This is a genomic window from Nocardia sp. N2S4-5 (genome assembly GCF_044628355.1).
GTDB classification, from domain to species: Bacteria; Actinomycetota; Actinomycetes; order Mycobacteriales; family Mycobacteriaceae; genus Nocardia; species Nocardia wallacei_B.
In genome coordinates this window covers 723,721-742,120 of sequence record NZ_JBIUPM010000001.1, presented here as the reverse complement: position 1 = coordinate 742,120, position 18,400 = coordinate 723,721, and the positions used below count along the sequence as shown (strand labels likewise).

Annotated in this window: 13 protein-coding genes; 8 read left to right on the top strand and 5 right to left on the bottom strand. The window is 70.9% G+C overall.

Annotation, left to right across the window (positions count from 1 at the left end; genetic code table 11):
* Positions 1 to 119 precede the first annotated feature (119 nt).
* Complete coding sequence (locus tag ACFMRZ_RS03470; RefSeq protein ID WP_400177875.1) at positions 120 to 956, top strand: alpha/beta hydrolase; 837 nt, start codon at positions 120 to 122, stop codon at positions 954 to 956.
* Between the two features lie 107 nt (positions 957 to 1,063).
* On the opposite strand, the gene ACFMRZ_RS03465 is transcribed toward ACFMRZ_RS03470, so the two are convergent.
* The gene (locus ACFMRZ_RS03465) at positions 1,064 to 1,885 is read right to left on the bottom strand and encodes a crotonase/enoyl-CoA hydratase family protein (RefSeq protein ID WP_400177874.1); all 822 of its coding nucleotides are present in this window, start codon (positions 1,883 to 1,885) and stop codon (positions 1,064 to 1,066) included.
* Between the two features lie 276 nt (positions 1,886 to 2,161).
* Here ACFMRZ_RS03465 and ACFMRZ_RS03460 point away from each other — a divergent pair, with 276 nt between their 5' ends.
* Genes ACFMRZ_RS03460 through ACFMRZ_RS03430 form a run of 7 tightly spaced genes read left to right on the top strand, consistent with a single transcriptional unit; the run spans position 2,162 to position 9,102 of the window.
* Positions 2,162 to 3,406: a beta-ketoacyl-[acyl-carrier-protein] synthase family protein gene (locus tag ACFMRZ_RS03460; protein WP_400177873.1), complete on the top strand. Its 1,245-nt coding sequence runs from the start codon at positions 2,162 to 2,164 to the stop codon at positions 3,404 to 3,406.
* The gene (locus ACFMRZ_RS03455) at positions 3,403 to 4,539 is read left to right on the top strand and encodes a beta-ketoacyl synthase N-terminal-like domain-containing protein (RefSeq protein WP_400177872.1); all 1,137 of its coding nucleotides are present in this window, start codon (positions 3,403 to 3,405) and stop codon (positions 4,537 to 4,539) included. The genes ACFMRZ_RS03460 and ACFMRZ_RS03455 overlap by 4 nt, the downstream gene beginning before the upstream one ends.
* Complete coding sequence (locus ACFMRZ_RS03450) at positions 4,536 to 5,501, top strand: beta-ketoacyl synthase N-terminal-like domain-containing protein (RefSeq protein ID WP_400177871.1); 966 nt, start codon at positions 4,536 to 4,538, stop codon at positions 5,499 to 5,501. The genes ACFMRZ_RS03455 and ACFMRZ_RS03450 overlap by 4 nt, the downstream gene beginning before the upstream one ends.
* Positions 5,498 to 6,340 carry an alpha/beta fold hydrolase gene (locus ACFMRZ_RS03445; protein WP_400177870.1) on the top strand — a complete coding sequence of 281 codons (843 nt, stop codon included), beginning with the start codon at positions 5,498 to 5,500 and terminating at the stop codon, positions 6,338 to 6,340. The genes ACFMRZ_RS03450 and ACFMRZ_RS03445 overlap by 4 nt, the downstream gene beginning before the upstream one ends.
* Positions 6,337 to 7,323 carry a hypothetical protein gene (locus ACFMRZ_RS03440; protein WP_400177869.1) on the top strand — a complete coding sequence of 329 codons (987 nt, stop codon included), beginning with the start codon at positions 6,337 to 6,339 and terminating at the stop codon, positions 7,321 to 7,323. The genes ACFMRZ_RS03445 and ACFMRZ_RS03440 overlap by 4 nt, the downstream gene beginning before the upstream one ends.
* A gap of 25 nt (positions 7,324 to 7,348) precedes the next feature.
* Complete coding sequence (locus ACFMRZ_RS03435) at positions 7,349 to 8,401, top strand: beta-ketoacyl synthase N-terminal-like domain-containing protein (protein ID WP_400177868.1); 1,053 nt, start codon at positions 7,349 to 7,351, stop codon at positions 8,399 to 8,401.
* Positions 8,398 to 9,102, top strand: a complete 705-nt coding sequence (locus ACFMRZ_RS03430) for a 2-hydroxychromene-2-carboxylate isomerase (RefSeq protein WP_400177867.1) — start codon at positions 8,398 to 8,400, stop codon at positions 9,100 to 9,102. The genes ACFMRZ_RS03435 and ACFMRZ_RS03430 overlap by 4 nt, the downstream gene beginning before the upstream one ends.
* 14 nt (positions 9,103 to 9,116) lie before the next feature.
* Here the strand turns inward: ACFMRZ_RS03430 and ACFMRZ_RS03425 are convergent, their stop codons facing one another.
* The 4 genes from ACFMRZ_RS03425 to ACFMRZ_RS03410 form a co-directional block, all read right to left on the bottom strand.
* The gene (locus tag ACFMRZ_RS03425) at positions 9,117 to 9,782 is read right to left on the bottom strand and encodes a class I SAM-dependent methyltransferase (protein ID WP_400177866.1); all 666 of its coding nucleotides are present in this window, start codon (positions 9,780 to 9,782) and stop codon (positions 9,117 to 9,119) included.
* Positions 9,783 to 9,914: 132 nt separating this feature from the next.
* Complete coding sequence (locus ACFMRZ_RS03420; protein ID WP_400177865.1) at positions 9,915 to 10,838, bottom strand: beta-ketoacyl synthase N-terminal-like domain-containing protein; 924 nt, start codon at positions 10,836 to 10,838, stop codon at positions 9,915 to 9,917.
* Complete coding sequence (locus ACFMRZ_RS03415; protein WP_400177864.1) at positions 10,835 to 12,013, bottom strand: beta-ketoacyl-[acyl-carrier-protein] synthase family protein; 1,179 nt, start codon at positions 12,011 to 12,013, stop codon at positions 10,835 to 10,837. Before ACFMRZ_RS03415 ends, ACFMRZ_RS03420 begins: the two co-directional genes overlap by 4 nt.
* 3 nt (positions 12,014 to 12,016) lie before the next feature.
* Positions 12,017 to 18,397, bottom strand: a complete 6,381-nt coding sequence (locus ACFMRZ_RS03410) for a type I polyketide synthase (RefSeq protein ID WP_400177863.1) — start codon at positions 18,395 to 18,397, stop codon at positions 12,017 to 12,019.
* Positions 18,398 to 18,400: the final 3 nt, after the last annotated feature.

Sequence of the window (18,400 nt, the reverse complement as noted above, 5' to 3'; positions counted from 1 at the left end):
CCCGGCGCTGAGAAATCGGTTCCCCCGACCATTATGTGCAATGATGGGAGCCGTCACCAGCATTTGCGGAGACCCCGGGGACGCATTCCCGGGCGCCCGTTGCGATCCGGAGCCGCGTCATGGACCACTTGCTGCCGCGGGACGAACTCGATCGCGAGTACTCGCCTAGTTCCGTTGCCCCGCAGTACTTGTCGGTCCTTCGTAGCTATCGCCTGCGCAGTGAATCGGCGCGGGAGCGCCACCGGCACGACGCCGATGTCCGCTACGGCCCGGATCCCGCCGAGACATTGCATTTCTTTCCGCCCGCCCGCGGTCCCGCGCCGGTCCACGTGTTCGTGCACGGCGGCCATTGGCAGGAATCGAGCAAGGAGGACGCGTGCTTCGCCGCTCCCGCATTCCTGCGGGCCGGTGCGGCATTCGCCGCGCTGGGTTACGGGCTGGCGCCGCAGCGCACCCTCGGCGACATGGTGCGCTCGGTGCGCCGCGGAATCCGATGGCTCGCCGACCACGCCGCCACCCTCGGTATCCGGCCCGGCGGTGTCTACCTCAGCGGCAGCTCGGCCGGCGCACACCTGGTGGCCGCCGCAGTGGCGAGCAACAGCGGCGACCTCGCCCCGGTCGCGGGAATCACGCTGCTGAGCGGCGTCTACGACCTGGAACCGGTGCGGCACAGCTACGTCAACGACCTGGTCGGCCTGACCCCCGCCGACGTCCACACCTACAGCCCGATCCACCACCTGCCACTCCGCACCCCCCGAATCCTGGTCGCCCGCGCCACCGCAGAGACCAACGAATACGCCCGCCAGCAGCAGGAGTTCGTCCGATCCCTACGAGCCGCCGCACAACACTGCAACGACCGAATATTCCCCAACCGCAACCACTTCGACCTCCCCCTCGACCTCGCCGACCCCGCCACACCCCTAGGCCGCGAGGTCCTCACCCAAATGCACCTCTAACACCGCACCCCTCCCTACACCCACGCCCTACCCCTCCGCCAACACCTTCCGCGCTCCCGCCACCCACCTCCCCCATCGGCGGGTGCCTGCGCTGCCCGCCGGTGCTTTTACTGCCCCGTGAAGCGGGGCTCGCGGCCGGCTGCGAGGGCGGCCAGGGCCTCGGACAGGTCTTCCGAGGGTAGGAAGGCGGAATTCCAGGCCGCGACATAGCGTAGGCCGGCTGCGATGGCGTCGCGTTGGTCGTGCTCGACGACCTCCTTGATGCCCTGGACGACCAAGGGTGGATTGGCCGCGATTTCCCGGGCGGTGGCGCGGGCTCGGCGTAATACCGCTACGGCGTCGGGCTGCACCTCGTTGACCAGGCCGATTCGTTCCGCGTGGGCCGCGTCGATCTCTCGGCCGGTGTAGGCGAGTTCGCGGAAATGGCCCTCGCCGATGATCCGCGGCAACCGTTGCAGGGAGCCGACATCCGCGACGATCGCCACCTTCACCTCGCGGACGCTGAACTTCGCGTCGGCGCTGGCGTACCTGATGTCGGCTGCGGCGATCAGGTCCACGCCCCCGCCGATGCAGGCCCCGTGCACCGCCGCCACCACCGGTTTGCGGCAGGCGGCGACGGCGCTGACTGCCTGCTGCATTTCGCAGAGCGTGCGATGGAAGCGGGTGCGCCGCGCGGCCGCCGAGCCGTCCGCCAGCACCTCGTCGAACACCGGCCGCATCGCCCGCAGGTCCAGTCCCACCGAGAAGTTGCGGCCCGCTCCCGTGACCACGATCGCACGCACCTGCGGATCGGCGTCCAGCTCGCCGAACAGCAGCGGCAGTTCGCGCCAGAAGTCCGGGCCCATCGCATTGTGTTTGCCGGGGCCGGTCAGGGCCACCTCGGCGACCTGCTCGGCGATCCGGACCGTGAACGCCTTCCATTCGGTCATCAGGGCTGCCCTTCCTGGCCGGACTCGCGAAACAATGCGCATTCCTCGGGCAGCCTACCGGTATGGACGGCGACGACGCCCGGATGTGACAATGTTACGGGTGTCCGACCGATGGTTCGACTACATTCCTCTCGACCTACCTGGCGACGCTGATGCACTGCGTGCCAACCGAATACGCATTGATTGAGATGGATGTAGAGTTTCCGGGTATCGTCGGATAAATGTCGATCGATCACGTGCCCGGGGCCGTGTGGACGCAGAAATGGTGGTGATCACGTGCCTGTCGACGACGAGGACCGGGTGGTCGTCACCGGGCTCGGCCCGATCAGCAGTGTCGGCATCGGCGCCGCGGAGTTCCTGGCGGCGCTCGCGGCGGGCCGTTCCGGTGCGCGACCGATCAGCAGCTTCGACACGACCGGGTTCGCCCACAGCACCGGGTGCGAGGTCACCGGTTTCGACCCGGCGCCCTATCTGACCGGACACGAGCCCGGCGAACTCGGCCGCGCGACCGCGTTCTCCGTGGCCGCGGCCGCTATGGCGCTCGCCGACGCCGGCCTGACCGTCGCCCGATTACGCGAACTGCCCAGCGTCATCGCCATCGGGACCACCGACGGCGAATCGCGTGATCTCGATCTGCTCGTCGAATCGTGGCTGCGCACCGAACCCCGGCTGCTGCCCGGCGAGATCGCGGCCCGGGTGCCCGCCGCCCGGCTGTCGGCCGCCGTCGCCGAGGAATTCGGATTGTCCGACACCGAAGCGGTGACCCTGCCGACGGCGTGCGCGGCCGGCAACTACGCCATCGGCTACGGCTGCGACGCCCTGCGCAGCGGCGAGGTCGAGGTGGCGCTCGTCGGCGGCGCGGATGCCATCTGCCGCAAGACTTTCGCGGGGTTCTACCGGCTGGGCACCATCGCACCGCGGCACTGCCGCCCGTTCGACAGTGCGCGCCAGGGCATCCTGACCGGCGAGGGCGCCGCCGTCCTCGTTCTCGAACGCCGGGACCGCGCGCTGGCCCGCGGTGCGCGCGTCTACGCCGAGGTCCTCGGGTACGGCTTGAACTGCGACGCCGACCATCCGGTGGCGCCCAACCGGGCGAGCGTCGCCCGCTGCATCACCCTCGCCCACGCCAACAGCGGAATCACCCCCGGCGACGTGGATTTCATCTCCGCGCACGGCACCGGCACGAAAGCCAACGACGTCACCGAGGCGGCCGCGATTCGCGAGGTGTTCGGCGCGCACCCGCCGCCGACGATCTCCACCAAGTCGATGATCGGGCACACCATGGGCGCGGCCAGTGCACTGGCCGCGGTGGCCTGCTGCCTCGCCCTGACCCATCAATTCATCCCGCCCACCATCAATCACGAGCACACCGACCCGGAATGCGGTGGCCTGGACTGTGTTCCGAACCAGGCCCGCCCGGCCGCGCTGCGGGTGGTGCAGAACAACGCGCTCGCCTTCGGCGGCAACAACGCGGTGCTGGTCCTGGCCGCGCACGGCGGCACCGGACGGGAGGCGTCGTGACCGCGGCTTCTACCGCGCCGGTGATGATCGCGGGAACCGGCGCCATCGCCAGTATCGGCGCCGATGCCGCGACCCTCTACGAGAACCTCTGCGCCGGGCGCTCCGGGCTGGCGCCACTGCGGCGGTTCACGCCGGAATCACACATCTCCCGGCACGCCTACGAAATCGACGACGGAGGGCATCCGTCCGGCGATATCGGGCGGTGGCTGTGCGCGGCGATCGCCGAGGCCACGGCCGCCGCAGGACTCACCGAGGCCGAGCTCACCGCCGTCCCGGTTCTCGTCGGCACCGGACTGCGCGCGCTGCGCCGCGCGGAGGTGTGGTGGACCGGCGGCGCGACGCTGTCCGCGCCCGACCTGCATTTCGGACCGGTGCTGCGAGAACGGTTCGGCTGCACCGAGGTACACACGGTCAACAACGCGTGCTCGGCGGCGCTCTACGCGCTCGGGCTGGGTGCCGATCTGCTGGCCTCGGGCGCGCACGACACCGTGATCGTCGCCGGAGTGGACACCGTCACCGAGAGCATGTTCGGACTTCTCGATCGCGCCAACGGATTCGGCGTGGACCGCGTGCGGCCCTTCGACGCCGACCGGCGCGGCGTCCTGATGGGCGACGGGGCGGCGGCGGTCGTGCTGCGGCGGCACGGACCGGCACGGGCATTGCTGCGGTCGGTCGCATTGAACTGCGACGCGGGCCATGTCACCGCACCCGAGGGCACTGGGATCCGGGCGGCCATGCGGGACGCGCTGACGCGCGCCGGAATCGCGCCCGACCAAGTCGCCGTCGTCTTCGCACACGGCACCGGTACCCAGCTCAACGACCGCACCGAGGCCGAGGCGCTGGCCGAGATCTTCTGCACCGCACCGTGTTCGGGACCCTTGATCACCGCGATCAAGTCGATGATCGGCCACACCTCCGGCGCGTCCGGGCTGCACAGCCTCGTCGTCGCCGTCGAGACTCTGACACACGGTGTCGTCCCGCCGATACTCGGTTTGGCGACCCCCGCGGCCGAGGCGAGCGCGCTGCGGTTGTGTGAGCAGGCGACCGCGGCGACCGGAATCACGGTGGCACAGGTGGATGCGTTCGGCTTCGGCGGCGTGAACGCCGTCGCCCTCGTGGAAGCGGCGTCATGAGCGGGCGCGGGATGCGGGACGACGACGCACCGATCGCTATCACCGGGGTCGGTGTCGCCTCGGACCGGCATCACAGCGCGGACGATCTGCTCGATCCGGCGGCGCGAGCGCCCGGAGATGCCACCGACCGGCTCCGGCGGGAACTCGGCCGCGGGTTCCGCTACAAGGATCGGGCAACGAAACTCGGTGTGCTGGCGGCGATTCGAGCCCTGCGCGACAATGGGCAGGACAGCCCCGCGGCAACCACCGGCGTCGTGGTGAGCAGCAATCTCGGCAATCTGCAAACCGTGTGCGACACCGCACGGGTGATCCACGCGGAGGGCGCGGGCGCGACGAGCCCGATGGATCTCCCGAACGCCTCCAGCAATGTGATCGCCTCCACCATCGCCATCCACCTCGGCCTGCGCGGACCCAACGTGACACTCTGCAACGGCGCCCCGTCCGGCCTCGACGCACTGCGCTGGGCCACGGTCCTGCTGCGCACCGGCCGCGCGCGCCGAGTCGTAGTGGTCGGCACCGAGTCTGCCTCCGAAGCCGCCGCGGCCCTACAGAATTGCGCCCCCGACCACCTGTTCGACGGCGCCGCCGCCCTCATCGTCGAACATCCCACCGCAGCCGGCGCCCTGCACGTCCACCAATGCTGCCGCGGCCCCGACCCAGCCGAAGCAACCGCCCGAGCCCTAGCCGCCTCCGGCAACCCCCCGATCAACCTCTGGCTCGAAACAACCCGCACCCCCACCGATCCCGCGAATCCATCGGATGGTCCATGGTCCGCGGCCGCGGGGGCGGCGGTCGATCCCGAGGAGTATCTCGGCCGGGCCGGTGGCGCACTGGGTGTGGTGCAGGTCGTGATCGCGCACCGGTGGCTGATCCGGCATGGTGGCACGGCCGCCCTGGCCGTCGCGGGCAATGCTGTGGAGGGGGCGGCCGCTGTGGTGCTGTCTCGCGAGGAGGCGTCGTGACGCAGCGGGCCGCCGTACCGATCACCTTGCGCCGCCGGGCAATCGACGGTCACGCGCCGGTGCGCATGCTGTTGCTGCACGGGATGGGAGGCGGCACGAACAATTGGAATGCGCTGGCGCCGCATCTCGATCCGGCCGTGGAAGTGTGGGAGGCGGCGCTGCCGTGGGCCGCCACCGCGGACCCCGCCTGGGCGATCGATCGCGACGCCGCGATCTGGATCCAGCGTGCCCTCTCGCAGTGTCCCGGGGGCGCGCCGGATGTGATTGTGGCCCATTCGTTCGCCGCCAACGCGGTGCTCGAACTCATGGATCGGCACGGCAGTGGATGGGAACCGGCCACGGTGCTGCTCGCGCCGTTCTACCGCGCCGATGTCAGCGAATTCGAGTGGGACAGTGTGCGGTACTACTTCGACGGCTTCCGCGCCATGCTCGACCAGGGTGTCGCCCTGACCCTCGGCGACCGCGTCGACGCCGGCCTGCGCGCGGACATGGTCGAGCGCATGTGCACTTGGATGGGCCCCTACACCTGGCTGCGATTCTTCGACAGCTACCTGCGCACCCCGACCCTGCGCCTCGCCGAGATCACCTCTCCCACACTGCTGATCGGCGGCGCGCACGACCCGGGCGCGTTGCCCGCCGGCGTGCGCGCGCTGGGCACCGCACTCCCTCGCTCGGAGACCGTCATCCTCGACGACACCGGTCATTTCGCGATGGCCGAGCGGCCCGCGGAGGTGGCCGCGACGGTCAACGACTTCGTGTACCGCACCGCATCCCGCGCCCGTCCCCGCGTACGCCACCCCCGGCCGCATCCCGCCGATCCCCCAGGAGTCGCCTCATGACCAGCCAATTGCTCAGCGCGCCGACACTGCTGCGCGAATCGACCACGCACCACCTGCGCCCGCGCTACGAGGGCGCCAACATCTGCACCTGGATCGGCTTCAAACACGTCAACTATCTCGTTGAAGAGGCCGTGCTGGCGCATTTCCGGGAACTGGGCCTCTCGGCGCGGACACTGTACGAAACCCACGGGCTGTGTGTGGAATTCGTGGATCTGGACACCCGGATCGGGTCGGCATTCCATCTGGACGACGAAGTGATCGCCGAGGTGTCCGCCGCCAAGCGAGCCGCGCCGGACGAGCTGCGGTTCGCCGTCGTGCTGCGGCACCGGCGCGACGGTCGCGCCGTCCGGGCCGCGAGCGGCACCGTCGCCGTGGCGCTGCGCACCGATCTGCGGGGCGGCCCTCCGGCGACGCCTGTACCCCCGCAACTGACCCCGTTCGTCCGGCCCGATCTACGCCGGACGCTGCCGGACGCCCTGCCGCTGCCGGAGATTCGGCGCGGTTCGCTCGGCCGCGGTGGCGTCGGCGGCGACGAGGTACTACGGGAACTGACCCGCGGCACGAACGGCTTCGCCTGGCGGTGGCGCATTCCCTACCCCTACTGCCATTTCACCGAGCGCCTGCAGATGTCGGGGTACCTGCGCCAGATGGAGGAGGTCGTGGACCTGTTCCTGATGTCGCGCGGCGTCTCGATCAAACGACTGCTGGACGAACAGAACTGGATTCCGGTCGTGCCGCGATCGACTATCTCGATCACCGACGAGGCGCTCATGGAGGAGGACCTGTATACCGTTTTCACCGTCGAGGACATCTTCAAGCGCGCCACCTACACCGCGCGGATGGACTGCTACGTGCTGCGCGACGACGCCCTCCTCCGCACGGCGACCGGGCGAATCACGCACGGCTACGCCGTAATTCACGACCGCACCGACTGGTCGCTGGTCGACTTCGACGACCGATTGCTCACCGCGCTGCGCGGCTGACCGCCACCGTGCCCAGGAGGAGCCGATGACCTCGACGCTGGCGATCACCGGATGGTCGGTGATCTCCCCGTACGGGCCGGGCGGCGAGGCGTTCGCCCGGGGCGTCACCGAACGGCGCAGTGCCCTGCGCCCGCCGCGTGACGGCGAACCCCTGCCGCAGCCGCTGATCGGCGCGATCGACGACTTCGAGACCCGAACCCACCTGGGCCGCAAGGGCACCCGCTCGATGGACCGCGCCACAGGGCTCGCCGTGGCGACGGTCGGCATGATGCTCGGCGCGCACCCCGTCGACCCGCAGACGGCCGCCGGCACCGCCCTGGTGCTCGGCACGACGACCGGCAGCGCACGGTCGATGATGGAGTTCACCCGCGACTCGCTCACCCAGGACAAGCCCTACCACGTGGACCCGTCCCGCTTCCCCAACACCGTGATGAACTGTGCCGCAGGGCAATGCGCCATCTGGCACGGGATCACCGGCCCGAACGCGACCATCTCCAGCGGCCGCGCGACGGTGCTCGCCGCGCTCAACTACGCCCGCCGCCTGCGCCGCGGCGGGCACGCCACGACAGTGCTCTGCGGAGCGGTCGAGGAGCTGTCCGAACACCGCGCCTGGCTGGAATGGCACGGCGCGGCGGACCCGGCCCGGCGCTCGCGGCCCCTGGCCGAGGGGTGCGCGATTTTCCTGCTGGAGCCCGCCGAGACCGCGCGAGGCCCGGTGCTCGCCGAGATCCTCGCTGTCGCATTCCGGCGCGGGACTCCCGCAGACGCCCCCGAGTCGGCTCGCTCGGCGGTCCGGGCCTGCTTGTCTCGTGCGGGTGTGGATCCGAGCCAGGTGTGGGCGATAGCGCAGGAGAGCGACACCGGCACAATCGATGTCGACAGCACGCAAACACCACGGCATATCGCTGTCACCGGTCTGATCGGCGACATGGGCGCGGTATCCGCCGGAATGCAACTCGCCGCCACCCTCACGCACGCGCGCGCGGAGGACGCGATCGGCCGGGTCGCGATCGTCGTGACGGGGGACGACGATGGTTCGGTGACGGCGCTGGCGCTCAGGATCGGTGATCCGCGATGAGCGCCGTCCGACGCCGGGCCCCGCGCTTCTACTTCAATCTGCGCAGTCCGTATTCCTGGCTGGCCGTCTGCGATCTGGAACGGCGGTATCCCGATGTGGCACAGGCGATTCAGTGGCGTCCGTTCTGGGAGCCAGGACTTCGTGACCAGCAGTGGCTGACCGCGGCGGGCGGGTCGTTCCCGTACTCACCGATGACGAAGGACAAACATCTCTACATCCTCCAGGACGTCAAGCGGCTCGCGGCGGACCGGGGTCTCGCGGTGCGGTGGCCGGTCGACGTCGCTCCCCGGTGGGAGGTGGCCCACCATCCGTATTTCATCGCACGTCGGCACGGCCGGGAACTGGACTATGTCCGTGCCCTCGGCCGCGCGAGATGGGAACGAGGCGAGGACATCTGCGATATCGAGGTGGTCGCGGCGGTGGCGAGCGAGCTGGGACTGACCACCGAGGAGGTGCGCGGTGCGGTGGACGCGGAGAGCATCCGGGAGGAGGCCACCACGGCGTTGCTGCACCTGGATCGCGACGGAGTGTTCGGGGTGCCGTTCTTCATTGCCGGGCCCGAGAAGTTCTGGGGCATCGACCGGCTCCCGCGCTTCGCCGATGCCGTGCGGTCGGCCGGGGCGGCCGCCGCGCCGCTGCCCGAGGGCGCGCCCGCGGCAATGCCCCGCTTCGACGACGGGCACGCCGGTGGGTGCGGTTGAGCGCACCGCTCGGGCTACGCCGGTTTGACGGCGACGACGCACCCCGTCCAAGGTTTGAAGAACGTGAATTCGACGTTCTCCGAGCCGAGTTCGTGCAGTGGCTCCACGTATCGGCGCGGATCGATCGCCTGCATCACCGCGGCGCGACGGCGCCCGTAGGCGGTGCGTTCCTGCGGGTGCAGGTCGGCGATCAGCAGCCGCCCGCCCGGACGGACGACCCGATACAGCTCGGCGACCGTGGGTATGCGCTCCTCCTCGGGTAGGTGGTGCATGGCGAATGTCGTCGTGACGACGTCGTAGGCCCCGTCCGGCGCGTCGATGGATTGCGCGTATCCGACCCGGAATTCGCAGTTCGGTGTGCGGCGGCTCTTCTTGGCGGCGTACCGGACCATCGGCTCGGACGGATCCAGACCGACCACCCGGCCTTGCGGCCCGACCCGTTCGGCGAGCTGCCGCACCAGGAACCCCGGGCCCGCGCCCACGTCCAGGATCTGGTGACCGGCGGCCGCGCCGCTCTTCTCGACCAGGGCGCGGTCCAGCTTGCCGCGGCCGCCGAAGAAGAACATCGTGATGATCGAGTTGTAGACCCGCACGTGGGTGACGAGTTCGCCCGCGTACTTGCGCGATGCCGGCGGGACGGCCGGTCTTCCCTGGGACGAGCGCGTTTCGTTGGATGACATAGAACAACGATAGCCGATCGAACGCATTCATAGAGGTGCGGCAAGAAATATTCTTCGACGGCCACCCCGAGCGACACGCGCACACCAATACTGCTGTAACACAGGGCATTTCACCCGTCTATGAATGTGCTTTCAAGACACCGGAAGCGTGCGCTCGATCCGTGTGACGACAATGTTTCCCGCGCTAGACGCGGCAACGCACAATGACACCGGCGGCCCGTCCATCAGACCGGCGGCCACCTGCACCATCGGCTCCAGGCACCCGGACCGCGCGGCCACGACCGCGGTCTCCGGCCCCAGCGCCCGCCGCACAGCCCGGCCGACTCTCGAGTCGTCCACCACCACACCGACGGGCACCGCGGCATCGCGCACGCCAAGCCGCCCGAGCAGCTCACCGGCGCGGTCCGAATCGGCCTCGTCCGGCGGCAGGAAGCCCGAGACCGACGCGCACCGCCCGTACCAGCCCGCTCCCCGGGCGGCCGCGAGCCCGGCCGGTTCGACGACCAGCACCACCGATCCCTCTTCGGAGCGCGCGGCGCCGGGCTCGTCCTCGTCCACCGGACCCTCGGTGGCGCCGACCAGCATCCACCGCGCCCGCTCCGGCGTCAGCGACAGCGCACCGACGTGCAGCGCCTCCACCCCGGCGACATGCGGGCTGGTGAACGTGAGGGTGAATGCCGTCAGCTCGTGTTCGATGGCGAGCTGACCCGCGACGAGATTGATCGAGAAGAATGTCGCGGTCATCGGGCTCAGCTCGTGCGCGCCCGCTCCCACGATCGTCCGGTCCATCTCCGAATGCCACACCGACCCGGCGCTATTGGTTCCGACGGCCGCCGAACGCAGCGAGGACGCACAGTTGGGCGGCCCGCCCGCGTCCGCCACCGCCCGCCGCGCGGCGGCCAGCAGATAATGGCACGCCGGAGGGAAATATTTGTAGCCGCGGCGGCCGAGTTCAGTTCTGTAGTCGAACCACGGCGTCCCGGCCGCGCTGCCCCGCGGACTGACCACGCCGATGCCGGTGACGACCGGATCGTCCGGCGCGAACGTGGTGGTCATGCTTCCGCCAGCACGAGTGACACATTGTTGCCCCCGAAGCCGTACGCGTTCACCAGGATCGACGGGCTGGGCAGCCGCTCCCGCCGCGGTGGCAGCCACACCCGGCACTCGGGATCCTGTTGCCCGATCGGCGGATTCGGCGGGATGGTTCCGTGCTCGAGCATCAGGGCCGCGGCTACCGCCGCGAAGGCGCCCGCCGCGCCGCCGGTGTGGCCGGTCAGACCTTTCAGGCTGTATATCGGTGTGGTGGGAGCGTCCGCGCCGAGCACTCGCTCCAGGGCCCGCGCCTCGATCGCATCGTTGAGCGTGGTGCCGGTGGCGTGCGGGATGACGCAGCCCACCGCGGCCGCCGAGATCCCCGCCGCCGCGAGGGCCGCGGTCATCGCCCGTTCGATCCGCGTGCCCCCTGGCTCGGGCGCGTTGAGATGGAAACCGTCACTGCTCCACGCACTTCCGGCGAGCCGGGCATAGACCCGCGCGCCCGATCGACGGGCGGCCCGTGCGGCGGATTCGACCACGAGCATCGCGGCGCCCTCCCCGAAGATGGTGCCCTGCCGATCGATGTCGAACGGCCTGCAGCGGACGGGATCGACGGCGGCGAGCCGGTTGAAGCACCCCATCGACGTGCGGTGATAGGTCTCCACGCCGCCCGCCACCACCACATCGGCCTGCCCGGACCTGACGAGGTCCACGGCGAGCGAGAGTGCGTAACCGCCTGCGGCACAGGCATTGCTGACGCTGATATTGGGACCGCGCGCGGGCAACTCGGACCCGACCGCGGCGGCGACGGAGAAGGTCGGCACCCAGGCGTCGGTGTCCGGGAAGCCCTCGGTCCGCCACCGCTCGTGCAGCCGCCAATCGCCGAAACCGGTGCCGACGACCACCGCCCGCCGGTCCGGGTCGGTCTCGGCCGCACCCGCGTCATCGAGCGCCTGCGCGGCGGCGTCGATCGCCAGGCGTCCGGCGACGCCGATCGGCAGTTCGCCGACCGCGTCCGGTCCGGCGCCGACCGCTTCCCCCGGCACCGCATACAGTTTGCGGTGCGTCATGCGCGCGTGCTCGTCGGTGACCGGCACCGGCTCGCTGACCCCCGCGGCCATTGCCGCCCAGAGGGTGTCGACGCCCCGGCCGAAGCACGAGACCACGCCGAGCCCTGTGATCACGATGTCGTCCATGCGCTACCCCGCCTCGTCGTCACGCTCGGATGCCAGGGCGAGGGCCACGAGATCGGCGGTGCCCAGGGTGTCGACGGCCGAATACGCGTCCGGGTCCGGCTCGTCGGCCGGTTCCCGCGCGAGTTCGCGCAGCACGTCGAGGATTCCGGCCGCGCGCAACCGTGCGATAGGCACGGTCTGCAAGGCCCGGCGCAGTTCCGGATCGTCGGTTGCGGGCGCGGCGGACGGCCCGGCGCCGGGGAAGAACTGCGCCAGGACGTGGGCGGCCAGCGCGGCCGGGGTCGGGTAGTCGAACAGCAGGGTCGGCGAAAGCCGCAGTCCCGTGGCGGCATTCAGGCGATTGCGCAGTTCGACGGCGCTGAGTGAGTCGAAGCCCATGTCCTTGAAGTTCTGCTCCCCGTCGACCGCGGCCGCGCTGTGATGTCCCAGCACCAGCGCGATCTCGGCGCGCAGGACGTCGAGGACGACGCGGGAGTGGTTGCGGGCCGGGGTTTCTCGCAGTCGGCGAGCGAGACCGTCAGCCGCCCGGGTGGTGTCGCGGGTAGCCGTGACGATCATGTCGGACAGCACCGGCGCGAGCTGTCCGGCCTGTGCGCGGGCACGGAGCGCGGCCGTGTCCAGTCGCGCCGCGACGACGCGGTCGGGTCCCTGCTCGAACGCGGCGTCGAGCATGGCCAGCGCGTCCGCCGTGGACAGGGCCACCAGCCCGTCGCGGTGCATGCGCGCGGCGTCGACCGCGGCCAGCCGACCGGCCATCCCACCGGCTTCGCCCCACGGCCCCCAGGCGATGGACTGGCCGGGCAGTCCGCGGTCGCGCCGCCACGCGGCCAGGCCGTCCAGGAATGCGTTGGCGGCGGCGTAGCTTCCTTGACCGGCGCTGCCGAGCACTCCGGCGACCGAGGAGAACAGGACGAATGCCGAGATCGCCGCGCCGGCCGTCGCCTCGTGCAACTGCCATGCGCCGTCGACCTTCGGGGCGAGTACCGCGGCGACCCGCTCCGGTGTCAGCGATCCCACGACGCCGTCGTCGAGAATGCCCGCGGCGTGCACGATCCCGGTCAGCGGGCGCTCCGGCGGCACCGCGGCGACCAGGTCGCGGACCGCGACCGGATCGGTGACATCGCAGGCCACCGCGTCCACTACGGCACCGGCTTCGCGTAATTGCGCCAGCAGTTCCGCGGTGCCCGGCGCGGCCGCGCCCCGGCGGCTAGCCAGAATCAGATGCCTTGTGCCCCAGCGCATTACGAGGTGCCGCGCTACGGCCGCGCCCAGTTCGCCGGTCCCGCCGGTGATCAGAACGGTCCCGTCGCGCAGTTCGGCCGGGATCGTCAGCACGAGCTTGCCGACGTGCCGTGCCAGGCCGAAGAACCGGAATGCCGCGGGCGCGTCCCTGATGTCCCACGCCCGGGTGGGCAGCGGCCGCAGCACACCGCGATCGAACAGTCCGGTGATTTCGGCGAGCATGTCGCGCAATCGGTCCCGTCCGGCGTCGAACAGGTCGAAGGCCCGGTAGGTGACGCCGGGGTAGCGCTCCGCGACCGCACCAGCGTCGCGGATATCCGTCTTGCCCATCTCCACGAACCGGCCACCGCGCGGCAGCAGTCGCAGGGAGGCGTCGACCAGGTCACCGGCCAGGCAGTCCAGGACGACATCGAATCCCTCGCCCTGTGTCGCGGCGGCGAACTTCTCCTCGAACTCACCGGTGCGGGAGGAGGCGATGTGCGCATCGTCGAAGCCCATGTCGCGCAGCGTGTTCCATTTCGGCGGGCTGGCGGTGGCGAACACCTCGGCCCCCCGGTACCGGGCCAGCTGCACGGCCGCCGACCCCACGCCTCCGGTGGCGGCGTGGATGAGGACGCGATCGCCGGGACCGAGTTCGGCAAGGTCGGTGAGCGCGTATTCGGCGGTGAGGAAGGCGGCGCACACCCCCGCGGCGTCCGTGTCGGTCAGCCCCGCCGGAACTGGCACGAGCAGGCGGTGATCTGCCACGACGCGAGGGCCGACGCCCTGCTCGACCAGTCCCATCGCCCGGTCACCGGGCTCGAATCCGGTTACGCCCGGACCTGTCTCGATCACGACTCCCGAGACCTCGGAACCGATCGGCGTCCGGGTGTCGGGATACATACCCAGCGCGATCAGCACGTCGCGGAAGTTGAGGCCCGCGGCCCGGACCGCGAGGCGCACCTCACCGGGTCCGAGGGGCCGGGCGAGATCCGGGTACGGCGTCAATGCCAGCGCGTCCAGCGCGCCGCCGCCGGTCGCGTCCAGGCGCCAAGGCCCGCCCGATACCGGGGGAATCGTCAAGTGCCCGAATGTTTTCACGGCCTGGAGCCGCGCCGCGTGCGGCACACCGTCGCGGAACGACACGCGGGGTTCGCCGGTGCCGAGAATGCCCGCGACGTCGATCTCCCCCGGCGGCACGTCTGCGATCACCACGCGGCCCGGGTCTTCGGATTGGGCCGAGCCCACCAGACCCCAGACTGCCGCACCGGAGGCGTCGGTGACCTGGTCGCCCACTGCGCCCGATGTGACGATCACCAAGGTACTGGAGGCGAACCGGCGGTCGGACAACCAGCACTGCAACACCTCCAGCACGTGCGCGACTGCCCGGTGGGTGGCCTCCGCGACCGCGGTCTCACGTGCCACCGCACGGCAATCCAGCACGACCGCGGGCGGCACTACTTCCAGGTCGTCTATGTCCGGCCACTCGGCCCAGCGCAGCGGCGGCCGATCCTCCGAATCGACCGGCACCCACCGTAATCCGAGGAGCGGACTCGCTGTTCCGATTGTTCCCGCCGTCTCGGGCATCGGCCGCAACCGGACCGCCCCCACGGACAGCACCGTGCGGCCAGACTCATCGATCCCGTGCAGCGAGTACACATCCTCACCGGAGCGGCGCAACCACACCCGTGCCACCGAGGTCCCCGGCACCGGTACCGACACCTCCTCCCACGCGAACGGCACCACGGGGGCGTCCCCGGGGACCCGATCGAGCAGCAGGGCGTGCAGGACCGGGTCCAGCAGCGCGGGGTGGAGCACGAAACTCGCCGCCTCGGTAGCGGTCTCGCCGGTCAGCTCGGCCGCCGCGGCACGGTCGTCCGCGCCGGACCACGCGCCGTGCAAGCCTTGGAAGCGGGGGCCGTAGTGGTAGCCGAGGTCGGCGAGCCGGTCGTAGGCGGTGGCGGTATCCAGCTCCGTCAGCTGCTCCGGTGGCCAGGACGGCGCGGTGCCCGGGTGGGTACCGGCCTCGGCGCGCAGCACGCCTTCCGCATGCCGGATCCATTCGCCGTCGATGCCGTCGGCGGAATGGATTCGCACCGCGCGGTCGCCGGTGGCCTCCGGCGCCTGCACGACGACCTGGATCCGGCGTGGTGTGTCGTCCGGGAAAGCCAGTGGGGCAAGGATTGTCAACTCGCGGATGGCAGCGCATCCGGCCGCCGCGGCGGCGCACAGTGCCAGTTCGACGAAGCCGGTGCCGGGGAACAGGACCGCGCCGTGTATTCGGTGGTCGGCGAGCCACGGGTGCGTGCCGGGCGATATCCGTCCGGTCAGCCGCAGTTCTCCCGGCTCCGGCCCGTCGAGGACGGCACCGAGTATCGGATGGTCCGGACTGTGCAATCCCAGGCCCGTCGCGTCGCCGCCGTCCGGCATCGGCAGCCAATAGCGGCGATGCTGGAATGGGTATGTGGGCAACGGGATCCGACGCGCGCCGGTGCCCTCGAACAGCGCGGGCCAGTCGACACGTTGCCCGGCCGCGAACGCCCTGCCCACGCCCTCGAGGAGCGCTCGCGGCTCCGGCCGATCCTTACGCAGGGCCGGGACGACGGCCCCGATCTCCGGCGCGGATTCCGTGATCGCCGACACCAGGCTCGCGTCCGGGCTCACCTCCACGATCCTGGTGACGCCCCGGTCCGTCAGCGCCGCAATACCCTCGGCGAACCGGACCGCCTCTCGTGCGTGCCGCACCCAGTAGTCGGCCGTTCCGTAACCGTCCTCGGCGACCGCGCCGGTGACGTTCGAGATGATCGGCAGTCGCGGCGCGCGCACCGTGAGAGCCGCGGCCACACGGCGGAATTCGTCCAGCATCGGATCCATCAGCTGCGAGTGGAAGGCATGCGAGACGTCGAGACGTTTCGTCCGGCGTCCCCGCGCGACGAACCCCGCCGCGACATCGCGCACGCGGTCCTCGATACCCGAAATCACCACCGAGGCAGGCGAATTGACAGCCGCGATGCCGACACCGTCGGCCAGCAGCGGCGGCTCGGCGTCGGCGACAGCCGCCATGGACGCCAGCAGCAACGCCACCTCGTCAGGGCTCGCCTGTACCGCGACCATCGCCCCGCCGCCCGGCAGTTCGTCCATCAGCCGCGCGCGGGCCGCCACCAGCGTCGCCGCGTCCTCGAGCGACAGCACCCCCGCGACGTGCGCGGCCGTGATCTCCCCCACCGAATGGCCCAGCACCACATCCGGCCGCACCCCCCAGCTCTCGAGCAGCCGGAACAGGGCGACCTCGACGGTGAACAGCGCGGTCTGCGCGTACAGCGTCCGGGTGAGCGCCGCGGCGTCCGATCCCCACGCGATATCGGCGACCGCGCGGCCGGTGTGCCGTTCGATCGCCGCGGACGCGGCGTCCCAGGCGGCGGCGAAGGCCGGATACGCCCGGTACAGCTCGCGGCCCATCCCCGGCCGCTGCGATCCCTGACCACCGAACACGAACGCCGTCGCCCCGGTGTCGGCGGCCGCGGTCTCCCCCACCGAGGCCAGGCCCGCCAGGAAGTCACCGCGCTCCGTTCCGAGCAACACCGCCCGATGGTCGAGGGCGGCGCGACCGGCCAGCGACCGGCCGACGTCCACCGGAAGCGCGTCGGGGTGCGCGGACAACCAGACCGACAGGCGATCCACCTGCTCCGCCAGCGCCGACCGGCTGCGCGCCGAGAGCACCCACGGAATCACGGGCGGCGCAACAGGTTCCGGTGATGGCTCGCGCGACGGCGCCTGTTCGACGATCACGTGCGCGTTGGTGCCCGAGATACCGAACGAGGACACCGCGACCCGGCGCGGGCGGCCGGTGTCCGGCCACGGCTGCGGGTCGGTCAGCACGGCGACGTGGCCGGTGTCCCACTCGACATGCGGACTGGGCCGGTCCACGTGCAATGTGCGCGGCAGCACGCCGTGCCGCATCGCCTGCACCATCTTGATCACCCCGGCCACGCCCGCCGCGGCCTGGGTGTGCCCCAGATTCGACTTGATCGAGCCGAGCCACAGCGGCGCTTCCGCCCCGTCGCGCTGACCGTAGGTCGCCAGCACGGCCTGGGCCTCGATCGGATCGCCGAGCGTGGTGCCGGTGCCGTGCGCCTCCACGGCGTCGACATCGGTCACCGTGAGACCGGCGTTCGCCAGCGCCGCCCGGATGACCCGCTGCTGTGAGGGGCCGTTCGGGGCCGTCAAGCCGTTGCTGGCCCCGTCCTGGTTCACGGCCGAGCCCCGGAGCACGGCCAGCACCTCGTGCCCGTGCCGCTCGGCGTCCGAAAGTCGTTCCAGCACCAGCATTCCCACGCCCTCGGCCCAGCCGACACCGTCGGCCGCCGCGGCGAAGGATTTGCAGCGGCCGTCCGGTGCGACACCGCGCTGCCGCGAGAATTCGACGAACATCCACGGCGTCGCCATCACCGTCACCCCGCCCGCGAGGGCGAGTGCGGTCTCCCCCGCGCGCAGCGAGTGCACGGCCTGATGCAGGGTGACCAGCGACGACGAGCAGCCGGTGTCCACCGTTACGGCGGGACCCTCCAAGCCCAGGAAGTACGAGACGCGGCCGGAGGCCACGCTTCCCGCACTACCGGTCAACAGGTAACCCTCGGCCCCCGCCGCGGTCCGCATACCGCCGGAGAACCGCGCACCGTAGTCGCCGTGCATGACCCCGATGAATGCGCCGGTATCACTGCCACGCAGCGACTTCGGGTCGATACCGGCGGATTCCAGTGCTTCCCACGTCACTTCGAGCAACAACCGCTGCTGCGGATCGGTCGCCAGCGCCTCACGCGGGGACATGCCGAAGAAGCCGGCGTCGAAATCGCCCGCTCCGTAGAGGAATCCGCCCTCACGCACGGTAGACCTGCCCACCGCGCCGGGGTCCGGGTCGAACAGGTTCGCCAGGTCCCACCCGCGGTCCGCCGGGAACTCCCCCACCGCGTCACGGCCGTCGGCGACCAAGCGCCACAGATCCTCCGGGGACCGGACATCTCCGGGATAGCGGCAGCCCATTCCGACGATGGCGACGGGCTCGGACCGGGCGGCCCGCAGCGCGGCGAGTTCGCCGTGCAGGCGCTCGTTGTCCTTCGCGGCGACGCGGAGCGCTTCGAAGAGCCGGTCTTGCGGCGCGGTCATGGT

Excerpts from the sequence above, each read along its gene's own strand:
- ACFMRZ_RS03470 (WP_400177875.1), top strand. The coding sequence starts at position 120 with ATGGACCACTTGCTGCCGCGGGACGAACTCGATCGCGAGTACTCGCCT.
- ACFMRZ_RS03465 (WP_400177874.1), bottom strand. The coding sequence starts at position 1,885 with ATGACCGAATGGAAGGCGTTCACGGTCCGGATCGCCGAGCAGGTCGCC.
- ACFMRZ_RS03450 (WP_400177871.1), top strand. The coding sequence starts at position 4,536 with ATGAGCGGGCGCGGGATGCGGGACGACGACGCACCGATCGCTATCACC.
- ACFMRZ_RS03440 (WP_400177869.1), top strand. The coding sequence starts at position 6,337 with ATGACCAGCCAATTGCTCAGCGCGCCGACACTGCTGCGCGAATCGACC.
- ACFMRZ_RS03435 (WP_400177868.1), top strand. The coding sequence starts at position 7,349 with ATGACCTCGACGCTGGCGATCACCGGATGGTCGGTGATCTCCCCGTAC.
- ACFMRZ_RS03430 (WP_400177867.1), top strand. The coding sequence starts at position 8,398 with ATGAGCGCCGTCCGACGCCGGGCCCCGCGCTTCTACTTCAATCTGCGC.
- ACFMRZ_RS03425 (WP_400177866.1), bottom strand. The coding sequence starts at position 9,782 with ATGTCATCCAACGAAACGCGCTCGTCCCAGGGAAGACCGGCCGTCCCG.
- ACFMRZ_RS03420 (WP_400177865.1), bottom strand. The coding sequence starts at position 10,838 with ATGACCACCACGTTCGCGCCGGACGATCCGGTCGTCACCGGCATCGGC.
- ACFMRZ_RS03415 (WP_400177864.1), bottom strand. The coding sequence starts at position 12,013 with ATGGACGACATCGTGATCACAGGGCTCGGCGTGGTCTCGTGCTTCGGC.
- ACFMRZ_RS03410 (WP_400177863.1), bottom strand. The coding sequence starts at position 18,397 with ATGACCGCGCCGCAAGACCGGCTCTTCGAAGCGCTCCGCGTCGCCGCG.